At 30.1% G+C, this 13127-nt stretch carries 11 protein-coding genes; 5 read left to right on the top strand and 6 right to left on the bottom strand.

What is annotated here, in order from left to right; translation table 11 throughout:
* The first annotated feature begins 11 nt into the window (after window positions 1-11).
* Both ABD771_RS11520 and ABD771_RS11515 read left to right on the top strand, forming a co-directional pair.
* Window positions 12-1337, top strand: a complete 1326-nt coding sequence (locus ABD771_RS11520; protein WP_345094688.1) for an inorganic phosphate transporter — start codon at window positions 12-14, stop codon at window positions 1335-1337.
* Window positions 1338-1513: 176 nt separating this feature from the next.
* Window positions 1514-2737 carry a porin gene (locus ABD771_RS11515; protein ID WP_345094685.1) on the top strand — a complete coding sequence of 408 codons (1224 nt, stop codon included), beginning with the start codon at window positions 1514-1516 and terminating at the stop codon, window positions 2735-2737.
* Window positions 2738-2848: 111 nt separating this feature from the next.
* Here ABD771_RS11515 and ABD771_RS11510 read toward each other — a convergent pair whose 3' ends face one another.
* The 3 genes from ABD771_RS11510 to prfB form a co-directional block, all read right to left on the bottom strand.
* Window positions 2849-4078: an outer membrane beta-barrel protein gene (locus tag ABD771_RS11510; RefSeq protein ID WP_345094683.1), complete on the bottom strand. Its 1230-nt coding sequence runs from the start codon at window positions 4076-4078 to the stop codon at window positions 2849-2851.
* Window positions 4079-4162: 84 nt separating this feature from the next.
* A complete protein-coding gene (locus tag ABD771_RS11505) occupies window positions 4163-5365 on the bottom strand; it encodes a hypothetical protein (RefSeq protein ID WP_345094681.1) in 1203 nt (400 codons plus the stop codon).
* Window positions 5366-5403: 38 nt separating this feature from the next.
* Window positions 5404-6499 (bottom strand): peptide chain release factor 2 gene (prfB, locus tag ABD771_RS11500; RefSeq protein WP_345094679.1). Its coding sequence is split into 2 segments (ribosomal slippage): window positions 5404-6435 and window positions 6437-6499, totalling 1095 coding nucleotides; the frame shifts between segments, so codons are not numbered across the junction.
* Window positions 6500-6546: 47 nt separating this feature from the next.
* Between prfB and ABD771_RS11495 the strand changes: the two genes are divergently transcribed.
* Window positions 6547-7572 carry a threonine aldolase family protein gene (locus tag ABD771_RS11495; protein WP_345094677.1) on the top strand — a complete coding sequence of 342 codons (1026 nt, stop codon included), beginning with the start codon at window positions 6547-6549 and terminating at the stop codon, window positions 7570-7572.
* 132 nt (window positions 7573-7704) lie between these two features.
* Here ABD771_RS11495 and ABD771_RS11490 read toward each other — a convergent pair whose 3' ends face one another.
* Window positions 7705-8028 carry a YbaB/EbfC family nucleoid-associated protein gene (locus ABD771_RS11490; protein ID WP_345094675.1) on the bottom strand — a complete coding sequence of 108 codons (324 nt, stop codon included), beginning with the start codon at window positions 8026-8028 and terminating at the stop codon, window positions 7705-7707.
* 185 nt (window positions 8029-8213) lie between these two features.
* Between ABD771_RS11490 and ABD771_RS11485 the strand changes: the two genes are divergently transcribed.
* Window positions 8214-10274 (top strand): S9 family peptidase, encoded by a 2061-nt coding sequence (locus tag ABD771_RS11485; RefSeq protein WP_345094673.1) that lies wholly within the window; start codon window positions 8214-8216, stop codon window positions 10272-10274.
* Window positions 10275-10344: 70 nt separating this feature from the next.
* A complete protein-coding gene (gene capA, locus ABD771_RS11480) occupies window positions 10345-11385 on the top strand; it encodes a cysteate synthase (protein ID WP_345094671.1) in 1041 nt (346 codons plus the stop codon).
* Between the two features lie 62 nt (window positions 11386-11447).
* Here the strand turns inward: capA and ABD771_RS11475 are convergent, their stop codons facing one another.
* Both ABD771_RS11475 and ABD771_RS11470 read right to left on the bottom strand, forming a co-directional pair.
* The gene (locus tag ABD771_RS11475) at window positions 11448-11825 is read right to left on the bottom strand and encodes a DUF4258 domain-containing protein (protein WP_345094669.1); all 378 of its coding nucleotides are present in this window, start codon (window positions 11823-11825) and stop codon (window positions 11448-11450) included.
* A 57-nt stretch (window positions 11826-11882) separates the two neighbouring features.
* Window positions 11883-13076 (bottom strand): alanine dehydrogenase, encoded by a 1194-nt coding sequence (locus ABD771_RS11470; RefSeq protein ID WP_345094667.1) that lies wholly within the window; start codon window positions 13074-13076, stop codon window positions 11883-11885.
* Window positions 13077-13127 lie beyond the last annotated feature (51 nt).

The raw sequence follows: 13127 nt of genomic DNA, 5'->3' as shown, positions 1-13127 counted from the left end.
AAATCACTTTTATGGATTTTACTCTATTAATAGTAATCATATTTCTAGCATTAGTATTTGATTACATCAATGGTTTTCACGATGCAGCAAACTCAATTGCTACTATCGTTGCAACTAAAGTATTGACTCCTTTTCAAGCGGTACTTTGGGCAGCCTTTTTCAACTTTCTGGCTTATTGGGTTTTCGGATTTGGTGTAGCTGATACCGTTGCAAAAACGGCACATACAAGTAGTATTGATTTGATTACAATTTTAGCTGGTGTTATTGCTGCTATTATTTGGAATTTATTGACTTGGTGGAAAGGAATCCCATCATCCTCTTCACATACTTTAATTGGTGGTTTTGCAGGAGCAGCAATAGCTCACGGATTATCAAGTGTAACCGATCCTGAACATGCTGGATTTAAAATTGTAAACTGGTTTAAAGCGGCTAAAGAAGGCGAGTTAATGCCTTCTGGAGTTGTAATTGTAATTATTTTTATAGTTTTTGCTCCTTTATTAGGGATGATAATATCCTATTTCATGTCAATTTGGTTAATGTATTCCTCTAAGAAAAACATTTATCCAAAAATTGTAACTGTTACTTTAATGATTTTAATGATTTGGTTTTTAACATCTGTAATGATATCATATGAAGATATTAAAAAACCAAGATTTGATAGTCATTTTTGGAGTGTAGTTACAGAACCGCATAATATCAAATGGTTGCTAGTAGCCTTCATATTTTTTAGTTTAGCAATTTTCAACTTGTTTTTTAGTAGACTTTCTACAGCTAAAGCTGAAGCAGTTTTAAAGAAAATGCAATTATTGTCATCAGCAGCCTTTAGTCTAGGACATGGTGGAAATGACTCTCAAAAAGTAATGGGTATTATTGCAGCAGCTGTTGCTGTTTACATACGAATGAATCCAAACATGAATATGTCAGATGGTTGGCTAGATTTGAATGTAGTTTTACCTGATGAAGATAAAGGTATAAAATCAAATATGCCAGGATGGATTCCATTAACATGTTATACCGTTATTGCGTTAGGAACATTAAGTGGTGGATGGAAAATTGTTAAAACAATGGGCTCTAAAATTACAAAAGTAACTGCTTTTGAAGGCGTTGTAGCTGAATCTGCAGGAGCATTAACCTTGTTTACAACTGAGCATTTTAAAATTCCTGTTTCTACAACACATACTATTACCGGATCAATTATTGGAGTAGGAGTTACCAAAAGAGTTTCTGCAGTTCGTTGGGGTGTTACAGTTAAGTTGCTTTGGGCATGGGTTTTGACTATTCCTGTTTCAGCTGTTTTGGCTGCAATTGTATATTATTTATTAAAAATATTTATTTAATAAAATTATCATATCATAAAATAACTGTCTTCGGGCAGTTTTTTTTAAATCATTTTTTTTAATGTTAATTTAAAGTTGTGTCTATTTTTTTTCATAATCTTAAATTAAGAATTTTAAAACTATTACAAAATAAATACATAACAACTACTTAACATAAACAACACAATTTTTTAGAAATGAAAAGAATAATCTTTATTGGAGTATTAATTTCAACGATTTTTACTCAAGCTCAGGTTACTATTGAGCAAAATAAACATGATAATGATATTAAATTATCTGCTTTGCCTTATTATAGTTTTGGTAAAGGTGTTGGAATAACTTCACCTGATAGTTTGTACCAATTAAACATTCGTTTTAGAATGCAAAATAGAGTTACTTATCTTGAAAATGATGGTGAAAATGGTGCATATGATGGACAAATTCGTCGTTTGCGTTTACGACTTGATGGATATGTTGGAAATCCAAAATTTCTTTATGCCATTCAATTATCTTTTGCTCCAGGCGATGTTGGAGAAATTAGAGAAGGTGAGAATATCAATATTATTCGTGATGCTGTTGTTTTTTATCGTCCAAATAAAAATTGGAATATAGGTTTTGGTCAAACAAAGTTACCAGGAAATAGACAGCGTGTGAATTCTTCAGGAGGTTTGCAGTTGACCGATAGAACCATTAATAATGCAAAATTTACTATCGATAGAGATTTTGGATTTCAAGTACACAACATGAATGAATTTAAAGATAAGTTTTCTTATAATCTAAAAGCAGCTTTATCAACAGGTGAAGGTAGAAATGTTACTGGAAAAGCTGACGATGGAATTGCAGTTACAGGAAAGGTGGAGTTCTTTCCACTTGGAGCTTTTACCAAAGACGGCACTTATTTTGAAGGAGATGTTATCAGAGAAAAGAAACCAAAATTAATGATCTCTGGTGCTTTTCAGCAAAATAATCATGCTCGAAGAACTCAAGGCCAATTGGGTAATGATTTGTTTGAACAACGCACCATGAAATCCGTTTTATTGGATGCCATGTTCAAATACAATGGTTGGGCAGCCATGACAAGTTTTATGTCTAGAACTACTAACGACAATGCAATTACATATAATCCAGATGATTTAACAGAGTCAAATTATGCTTTTGTTGGAAATGGATTTGATTATCAATTGAGTTATAATACTAGAAAGAACTACGAATTTATTGGAAGATATTCCATACAAAATGTTGGAAGCGATATTGAAACTCTTGCACCAAAAGTTAAAGAGTATTCATTTGGTGTAACAAAATATATTTGGGAACACACGTTTAAACTTCAAGCAGAATTGAATTATGATACTTTAGAAAGTTTTAGTGGAGCTACTAAAAACAACTGGTATCTACGTTTTCAAGTAGAAATAGGAATCTAATAAAAATACAAAAGCCGATCTGGAGCGATCGGCTATTGTGGTGAGGTGTAACTTCCTTTCGGAATCCTCGGTGCAAATATAGGTTTAAAAAATGAATTATTATGAAAGAAATTAAAATAACTTGTATTTTAAATTTACAGCCATGTTATTAAACTTTGTAGAAGTGTCTGAATTTGCTTTTGGCTCTAAATCTAAGTTACTGTATTTAACAAACTCAATACTAATTTTATTGTATTGAAAACCCATTCCAAAAATTATATTGAATCTATTTCCACCAAAAAAAGTTGATGGTTCTCTTTCGACTTCAAGTTGTGATTTATTATTTGCAAAAGTCAAATTTAAACCTAAATTCAAAAATAATTTAGATTGTGGTGTTAAGTGAAAATATCTTCTTCCTGCAATTGGCAAATTAATGTAGTTAAATTTAGCCGAAACTTCATAATAAGGGTTTGAATATTGTGAAAAATATAAAGTAGTTTTTCCTTCATACGAATTTATAGTTGGTTGCACATAAAATGACCAATTATCATTATTAAAAGGAAGAACAAATTCAATTTCACCTCCAAAAGAAAATGAATTTTCTTTTGATAAGTCATAATCGCCATTAATGTTTCCATATTTATTATATAGATTTATAAATCCATAATTCATTCCAACAACTGGTTTGAAATTAACTTTTACAGATTTGTTTTTGGAAACAATATTGTTGTTGGTAATTCCATTGCAAGCATTTGCTTTTATAAAAAAATCTGATAAGTTGTCTTTTCTATATTCTAAACTAGAAGTTTTTAAACTTACATTATTTAGACAATTAATAGTTCTATTAAGTTCATTTTTATACGATTCATTAGTGTAAACATTGGTTTGACCACTATCTGAATTCATGTACTTTTTGTAAACTAATTGTTTAATTTCTGAACTATCAACTTTATAAAAAAAACGATCTGAAATATCTTCACTCTCAAAATGATATAATGAATATTTTCCTACAACTAAAACTTTAAGAAAAACTTTAAAACTTTTAAAATTTGGTTCCTTTGAATTTGTTAATCTATTGTAATCTCCGCTTGATGAAACATCAATATCTACAACGTGTCGAATGAACTTTGATTCATTTTCTACAGAAAACTCCATACATTCTTCAATGGTTATATCTTTATTCTGAGAATCTAATGTTTGCTTGGTCTCAATTTTTGTTGGATTGTTTTTCCAATCATAATTTTTTATAAAACAATCAACTATAGTCCCATCATTAAGAATGTAATATCCTTTTTGATATTTGTTTTGAGCCACCATTAATGATGTAAAAAGTAACAATAAATAGATTTTTTTAAATTTCATAAGTGTTGTTTTGGTTTTAGTGAATGTTTTATTTCAATTTTTTTTCTATCATCATTAGAGATATGACTTGTAAATTTAAAATCGTTAATTTAAGGATACATATTTTATATGCTTTTTAAGAAAATTATATTTTAAGCCAAAAAGCACATAATTTGAAGCATCAATAGTATTATTAGTAACATAATTTAAATCAAAAATAAAATTTCTGTAATCAACACCAGCAGATAAAATTATATTTTTTTGCTTTATTACAAATCTTTCATCGATATCTCGTTGTACAAATAAATAAGCATTATATTTTTCTGTAATTGCAATTTTAGACGAAACATTTAAACTAAGATTTTTACTAATTTTAAAAAATCTTCTCAAACCAACATAACTCCTGAACTTATTTTTGATACTGTACTCAATATGATAATTTGGATTTATAAACATCGGTCTTACAATATCAATTTCATCTTTATATTCATCTAAATCTAATCCAAACTCGAGAAAAAGACTATAATTTCTATTTAATAATGAAGGAATAAATTCAATTTCTGCATTGATCCCATTAATGTTTTGGTCACTGAAATTAATTTGTTGGTCAATATTACCCTCTAAATAAAAACTATGTTTTTTGGTGTAATTATAAATTCCAAATTTGAAATTAACTTGTAAAGAATCCTTGTTTAAATATATTTTAGGTGATAAACTTTCATTATCCAAACTTATTTTTTTTAAATATTCAATTAAATCGGAGTGGGTATAATTTAAATTTTTTAATTTACTATTTGATGCATTAGAAGTAGATAAATTAAGAAGTTGTTGTTTGTAGATTTTTAAATATTTAAATTTATTTTCTTCAGTTTCAATTTTTTTATAAACAAGTTCTCGAATTGTATCATTCATATTCTTTACATAGAACGAATTCTTATTATTGTTTTCATTTTGAAGTACATAAAGTGAATACTTGTTGCTTTCTAATAAAACTCGTAAAAATTTTTTCTTAAAATCATATTTAAAAGATTCGTCGTCTATTGAAGAAACTTCTGATATAACAAATTCTTTTTTAAACTTAATATTTGCTACTGAAAATTCAATAACTTCATTACAATCTAATTCAATAATTTGATTACTACTAGTCTTTATAGTAATAAAATCTGGAGAATTTATCCATTTCTTTTTTAAAATATCACATTCAGTTTTTATTCCTGAAGAATTAATATAATATCCCTTTTCAAATTTATTTTGAGCCACCAGTAATGATGTAAAAAACAATAATAAATAGATTTTTTTTAGTTTCATAAATGTTTATTTGATTTTTAATAAATATTTGATTTTAGTTACTCTTCCTTTTGTCCCATCATCATTAAATAAGCTTTCAAAAATCCGTCAATTTCACCATTCATTACACCATCAACATCGCTTGTTTCTTTTCCTGTTCTAACGTCTTTGACCAATTTGTAGGGTTGCATTACATAATTTCTAATTTGCGAACCCCATTCAATTTTCATCTTTCCGGCTTCAATATCTGCTCTTTGAGCTAATTGTTTTTTTAATTCAATTTCATACAATTGCGACTTCAACATCTGCATTGCACGATTTCTGTTATCATGTTGCGAACGCGTTTCTGAACATTGAATTTGAATTCCTGTTGGCTTGTGAACTAATTGTACTTTGGTTTCTACTTTATTTACATTTTGCCCACCTGCGCCACTTGAACGCGCTGTTGTAATTTCAATATCTGCTGGATTGATTTCAATTTCTATAGTATCATCAACCAAAGGATAAACATAAACCGATGCAAATGAAGTATGTCGTTTAGCATTACTATCAAAAGGAGAAATTCGAACCAGTCGATGCACTCCATTTTCACCTTTTAAATATCCAAAAGCAAAATCACCTTCAATTTCTAAAGTTACCGTTTTGATTCCGGCAACATCACCTTCTTGAAAGTTTAATTCTTTTACTTTATATTTCTGTTTTTCAGCCCACATTAAATACATTCGCATCAACATGGAAGCCCAATCACAGCTTTCTGTTCCGCCAGCACCAGCAGTAATTTGCAATACAGCACTCAAATTATCACCTTCATCAGAAAGCATATTCCTGAATTCGATATCTTCCAATAAATTATTGGTTAAATTATATTGAATATCCAATTCTTCCTCTGTTGCATCTCCTTCTCTATAAAAATCATAGGTCATTTGAAGTTCTTCTGCAAGTTCATTAGCTTTTTCAAAATCTTCCACCCATTTTTTCTTAGAACGCAGGTTTCTTACAATCAGTTCTGCTTCTTTGGCATTGTTCCAAAAGTCTGGCGCAAAGGTCTTTTCCTCTTCGTTGGTTATCTCGATAAGTTTGGCATCGATGTCAAAGATACCTCCTCAACGCACCAAGACGTTCTACAATACCTTTAATTTGTTCGGTATTTGTCATAAATAATGTAATTTTGTAATCGCAAATGTAATGCATCAGAAATTGATATGGAAATAAATTTAGTTAGTGACACTGTAACCAAACCAAGCAACGAAATGTTGCAGTTTATGTTTAACGCCAAAGTAGGTGATGATGTTTACAAGCAAGATCCAACAGTAAATGAATTAGAATCTGCTGTTGCTCAGTTATTTGGTATGGAAGCAGCATTGTTTTTTCCGAGTGGAACTATGGCTAATCAAACGGCTATCAAACTTCATACGCAGCCTGGCGAACAAGTAATTTGCGATAAATATTCTCATATTTATCATTATGAAGGTGGAGGTGCTTCTTTTAATAGTGGTGTTTCTTGTTGTTTGGTTGATGGAAAACGTGGAATGATTACCGCCGATTTAGTAAAAAACGCCATAAATGATCCTGAATTTTATCACGCACCTTTAACTACTTTAGTAAGTATTGAAAACACAACAAACAAAGGTGGTGGGGCTTGTTATGATTTGGCTGAATTGAGAAAAATAAAACAAGTTTGCACAGAGAATAATTTAAAATATCATTTGGATGGTGCTCGATTGTGGAATGCTATGGTGGCTAAAAAACAGCATCCAAAACAATTTGGTGAATTATTTGATACGATTTCCGTTTGTTTATCTAAAGGACTTGGTGCTCCAATTGGCTCCTTATTATTAGGAACCAAAGCCGATATGAAACGTGCACTTCGAATTAGAAAAATATTTGGTGGCGGAATGCGTCAATCAGGATATTTAGCTGCAGCCGGAATGTATGCTTTGCAACACAACATGCTTCGATTGGAAGATGATCATAGACGTGCTAAAGAATTAGGTGAATTATTAAGTAAACTTTCTTGGGTCGAAAAAGTGGAGCCAATTGAAACTAATATCTTAATTTTTTCAGTAAGACCATCATTGGAAGATAAATGGGTTATTGAAAAATTAAAACAAAAAAACATCCACATAAGTTCTATGGGACAAGGAAAACTTCGTATTGTAACGCATTTAGATTACAAAGAAGTGATGCATAGTTATGTAATGGAAGCTTTAAGTAAAATGCAGTTTTAAAAATTAATTTAAAAAAAAATAGTTACATGCTATTGATATAATACTTACAACAAGTATCACAAATGCTGTAATTAACTTAAAACTGTTGTAGTCTTCAATAAATTTCCAAAAGTTGTTTTTATTATTCATAATTTATTTAAACATATTGATTCCTGGAATATTTGGCATTCCATCTTTGGCAACAGCACCTAACTCGGCTTCGTTAACGTTAGTCGCCTTTTCTATAGCTTTATTTAAAGTAAGAATCAAGTAATCTTCAAGTTGCTCTTTGTTATGTAGCAAAATTTCATCAATTTCAATTGATTTTATTTTTCGATTGGCAGTCAAAGTTACCTTTAATAGACCATCATTACTTTGTTCATCAACTAAAACTGTATCTAATCTTTTTTTAGTTTCTTCAATTTTTTGTTGGGTTTCTTTTAGTTTGCCCATCATTCCCATAATATCTCCAAACATAATTTTAAGTATTTAGTTTCGCAAAATTAGGAAAATCAATTTCAAAAATCAATTTCATTATATAATTATACAACATACAATGATGGATTTAAAAAATGTCAATAAGAATGTTAATATCAATGTTAGTAGTTAGCATTTATTAAAGACTAGTTTGCAATACATTTGCTTTGAATTTTAAAACAATTATGAGTACAAAAATACAACCACCAATTGCTAAAATTATTCCGCATGAGCTTGAAAAACATGGTCATGTAAGAATAGATAATTATTATTGGTTAAACGATAGAGAAAACCCTGAAGTTATTGATTATTTGAATAAAGAAAACGACTATTATAATCAATCAACAGCACATACTAAAGATTTTCAAAAGGATTTATTTGAAGAAATGAAAGCCCGAATAAAGGAAGATGATTCCTCAGTTCCTTATTTTTATAATGGCTATTATTATATTACTAAATTTGAAAAAGGTAAAGATTATCCAATTCATTCACGTAAAAAAGGTTCGTTAGAAGCCAATGAAGAAATAATGTTTGATTGTAACGAAATGGCAAAAGGACATTCTTATTTTAACTTAAACGGAATTAGTATAAGTGAAGATAACAAATGGGTTTCCTTTGGAGTTGATACAGTTTCAAGACGTCAATATACCATTCAAATTAAGAATTTAGAAACTAACGAAGTTCTTCCTCTAAAAATTGATAACACTACTGGTGGAGCAACTTGGGCAAGTGATAACAATACTTTGTTTTACTCAAGAAAAGATGAAGTAACCCTCAGACCAGATAGAATTTTCAAACATAAATTAGGTACAAATCCATCTGAAGATGTTGTAGTTTATTTCGAAAAAGACGATACTTTTAATGTTTCAATTTATAAATCGAAATCAAGAAAATACTTGATTATCTCATCAGAAAGTACTTTAACTTCCGAATTTCAGATTCTTTTATCAGTTACACCAGATGAGAAATTTAAAATCTTTCAAAAACGTACTCGTGAGCTAGAATATTCTATTTCGCATTATGAAGATAGTTTTTACATTGTAACTAATAAAGATGATGCTACCAATTTTAAAGTTATGAAAACTCCTGAAGATAAAACTTCAAAGGAAAATTGGGTAGATTTAATTCCGCATAGAGAAGAGGTTTTATTAGAAGGCATTGATATTTTTAAAGATTATTTGGTGGTTTCAGAACGTTTTGATGGTTTGAACAAAATCCGAATTATGCCTTGGAGTGGAGAAGGAGAATATTATTTGCCTTTTGAACTCGAAACTTACACGGCTTATACCACAACTAATATTGATTTTGATACTGAAATTCTTCGTTACGGTTATCAATCTATGGCAATTCCGTCATCGGTGATTGATTTTAATATGCATACCAAAGAGAAAACAATTTTGAAAGAGCAAGAAGTTCTCGGAGGAAAATTTGATAAAAACAATTACATCGAAGAACGTATTTGGGCAACGGCTCAAGATGGAACTAAAATTCCAATGTCTATGGTTTATAGAAAAGGAGTGGAGCTGAATGGTAAAAATCCGTTTCTTTTGTATGCTTATGGTTCTTATGGAATGACAATGGAACCTTATTTTTCAACTACTCGTCTAAGTTTATTGGATAGAGGATTTATCTATGCAATCGCACATATTCGTGGTGGAGAAGATATGGGAAGAATGTGGTATGAAAACGGAAAATTATTAAAAAAGAAAAACACTTTTACTGATTTTATTGATTGTTCTAAACATGTAATTGCTGAAAAATATACTTCTGAAGAACATTTATATGCCGAAGGTGGATCTGCTGGAGGATTATTAATGGGTGCAATTATTAATATGACTCCTGAATTATACAACGGAGTTATTGCTCAAGTACCATTTGTTGATGTTGTAACTACCATGTTGGACGAAACAATTCCATTGACAACAGGAGAATATGACGAATGGGGTAATCCAAATGTTAAAAAATATTATGATTATATGTTATCCTATTCACCTTACGATAATGTAAAAGAGCAAGATTATCCAAATTTATATATTTCTACTGGATTGCACGATTCTCAGGTACAGTATTGGGAACCAGCTAAATGGGTGGCAAAATTAAGAGTATTAAAAACCAATTCTAAGCAATTATTTATGGATACAAATATGGATGCTGGACATGGAGGAGCATCTGGAAGATTTGAATCTCTTAAAGAAGTTGCTAAAGAATTCAGTTTTTTGTTAGATTTAGAAAAAATTAAAAATTAATTTATTAAATTTGCAAGGTTTTGTGGCAAGCTAATTTTAAAAATTTTGCCTCGACACTAATTTTTTATTTATGAAAGAAGAAATAAAAGCCTACAACAATGTTTTGGAATTAATAGGAAATACACCTCTTATTAAGCTGAACAAAGTAACCGAAAATTTAGAAGGTAACTTCTATGCTAAGGTTGAAGCCTTCAATCCAGGACATTCTTCAAAAGACAGAATTGCATTATACATTATTGAGGAAGCTGAAAGACAAGGAATATTAACTCCAGGTGATACCATTATCGAAACTACTTCTGGTAATACAGGTTTTAGTTTGGCAATGGTTAGTATCATTAAGGGTTATAGTTGTATTTTGGCGGTGAGTTCTAAATCATCTAAGGACAAAATAGACATGCTTCGTAGTTTAGGAGCAAAAGTTTATGTTTGTCCAGCTCATGTTTCTGCTGATGATGAGCGTTCATACTATAATGTAGCAAAACGTTTGCATGAAGAAACTAAAGGTTCTGTTTATATCAATCAATATTTTAATCAATTAAATATTGATGCACATTACTTGACTACGGGTCCAGAAATTTGGGAACAAACTTCAGGTAAAATTACACATTTAGTTGCATGTAGCGGAACAGGAGGAACAATTTCAGGAATTGCAAAATTTCTTAAAGAGAAAAATCCAAACGTTAGAATTTTAGGTGTTGATGCATTTGGTTCAGTATTAAAAAAATATCATGAAACTAAAGAATTTGATAACGACGAAATTTATCCATATAGAATCGAAGGTTTAGGAAAAAATTTAATTCCAACTGCAACAGATTTCGAATCTATAGATAAATTCATGAAAGTTACTGATGAGGAAAGTGCGCATACTACAAGAGAAATAGCTAAAACAGAGGGTTTATTTGTTGGATATACTTCTGGAGCAGCTTTACAAGCGGTAAAACAATTTGCTGAAGAAGGTGAATTTACTTCTGAAAGTAATGTAGTTGTAATTTTTCCAGATCATGGCTCAAGATATATGAGTAAAGTATTTAGTGATGATTGGATGAATGAGCAAGGTTTTTTTGACAGCATCAATGCTGAAGAAGTTCAAAAAATAGAATTCATTAAGTAATATTTTTTTACTTTTTATATATAAAAAAACTCCAACATTATGTTGGAGTTTTTTATTTAGAATTATTTCTTTCTAATAATATCTTCTAAAACGGCTTTTGAAGGATAGTTAATCACTCTCAAAGTTATAGTATCATTTTTTAAGGTTTTGCCTTCAATGATATACAATTTTCCTTTTTGATATATTACATTACTTTTATCAAAGTCTACATCGCCATAAGTAAGTGTATTTTTTATATCAATTGTATCAATCCAATCTTCTGAAAGTTTTCTCGATGCTTCAATACTATAATTGAAAGGTTTGTTTCTTAAATCATTTAATACACGTGCATTTGGAAAATAATTACAACGTGTGTCTTTCCCTGACAAAACAAGAGCTACAACAAAAGCTCCCATAACCAAACCCACAAGATAATAAGCTAATCTTTGATAAAATTTCATTATTGATTTTTTTTGCAAATGTAAACTAAACAAAATTATTTAGGAAGGAATACTAATTTAAAAAACTATTAAATTTATATCACTGTCAGGAAGGTTGAACCAATCTCCAATTGCTTTGTTTGTTAAAATACCATGGTATAAATAAATACCGTTTTTTAGACCTTTATTACATCTTATAGCGCTTTCAATTCCACCATCTTCAGCTATTTGTAGGAGATAAGGAGTAATAATGTTACTAATAGAAAGCGATGCTGTTTTAGAATATCTTGAAGGAATATTGGGCACACAATAGTGAATAACATTACTCTTAATAAAGGTTGGTTTTTCGTGAGTTGTAATTTCTGATGTTTCAAAACAACCACCAGTATCTATACTTACATCAACAATTACTGCGCCTTTTTTCATATGCTCAACCATTGTTTCAGTAACTACTACAGGACAACGATCTTTTCCACGCATTGCTCCAATGGCAACATCACAACGTCGCAAAGCTTTTAATAATGATTTTGGCTGAATCGTAGATGTAAATACTCGATGATTCAAATTATTTTGAAGTCGTCTTAGTTTAGTAATTGAATTATCAAATACTTTTACACTTGCTCCAAGTCCAATAGCTGTTTTTGCTGCAAATTCACCAACTGTTCCGGCGCCAAGTATAACAACATCAGTAGGAGGAACTCCAGTTATATTTCCAAATAATAATCCTTTTCCAAATTGATTATTTATCATTAATTCAGCAGCAATAAGAACAGAAGCAGTTCCTGCAATCTCACTCAAAGATTTCACAGCAGGATAGGAACCGTCTTCATCTTTTATGTATTCAAATGCTAATGCTGTAATTTTCTTTTTGGTAAGTGCTTCAAAATATTCTTTCTTTCTGGTTTTTAATTGAATAGCAGAAATAATTAAAGAATTTGGATTCATCAATTCAATTTCTGCCATTGTAGGTGGCTCTACTTTTAAAAGCATTGGACAAGAAAGCACCTTTTTAGTATCATTTGTAATTTCAGCACCAGCATCGCTATATTCTTTATCAGTATAACTTGAGCTTTCACCTGCACCAGCTTCCATCATTACTCGATGTCCGTGTGAAGTTAATGAATTTACTGCATCAGGAGTTAAGCAAATGCGTCGCTCTTGATAACTTGTCTCTTTTGGAATACCAATAAACAATTCGCTTTTGTGACGAGCAATTTCTAATTTTTCTTCTTGAGGAAGAAGCTGTTGTTTTGTAAAAGGTGTAAGTGACATAGTAACAAATGAATTATGGCACAAGTTACAAAAAATTAACTAGTAATTACA

The sequence above is a fragment of the Flavobacterium chungnamense genome (assembly GCF_039539165.1).
In the GTDB taxonomy this organism is placed as follows: domain Bacteria; phylum Bacteroidota; class Bacteroidia; order Flavobacteriales; family Flavobacteriaceae; genus Flavobacterium; species Flavobacterium chungnamense.
The sequence above is the reverse complement of the archived record's forward strand: the minus strand, read 5'-3'. Positions and strand labels throughout refer to the sequence as shown.

What these genes read in the sequence shown, in the direction of transcription:
- ABD771_RS11520 (WP_345094688.1), top strand. Translation starts at nt 12, where the DNA reads ATGGATTTTACTCTATTAATAGTAATCATATTTCTAGCATTAGTATTT.
- ABD771_RS11515 (WP_345094685.1), top strand. Translation starts at nt 1,514, where the DNA reads ATGAAAAGAATAATCTTTATTGGAGTATTAATTTCAACGATTTTTACT.
- ABD771_RS11510 (WP_345094683.1), bottom strand. Translation starts at nt 4,078, where the DNA reads ATGAAATTTAAAAAAATCTATTTATTGTTACTTTTTACATCATTAATG.
- ABD771_RS11505 (WP_345094681.1), bottom strand. Translation starts at nt 5,365, where the DNA reads ATGAAACTAAAAAAAATCTATTTATTATTGTTTTTTACATCATTACTG.
- ABD771_RS11495 (WP_345094677.1), top strand. Translation starts at nt 6,547, where the DNA reads ATGGAAATAAATTTAGTTAGTGACACTGTAACCAAACCAAGCAACGAA.
- ABD771_RS11490 (WP_345094675.1), bottom strand. Translation starts at nt 8,028, where the DNA reads ATGTTTGGAGATATTATGGGAATGATGGGCAAACTAAAAGAAACCCAA.
- ABD771_RS11485 (WP_345094673.1), top strand. Translation starts at nt 8,214, where the DNA reads ATGAGTACAAAAATACAACCACCAATTGCTAAAATTATTCCGCATGAG.
- capA (WP_345094671.1), top strand. Translation starts at nt 10,345, where the DNA reads ATGAAAGAAGAAATAAAAGCCTACAACAATGTTTTGGAATTAATAGGA.
- ABD771_RS11475 (WP_345094669.1), bottom strand. Translation starts at nt 11,825, where the DNA reads ATGAAATTTTATCAAAGATTAGCTTATTATCTTGTGGGTTTGGTTATG.
- ABD771_RS11470 (WP_345094667.1), bottom strand. Translation starts at nt 13,076, where the DNA reads ATGTCACTTACACCTTTTACAAAACAACAGCTTCTTCCTCAAGAAGAA.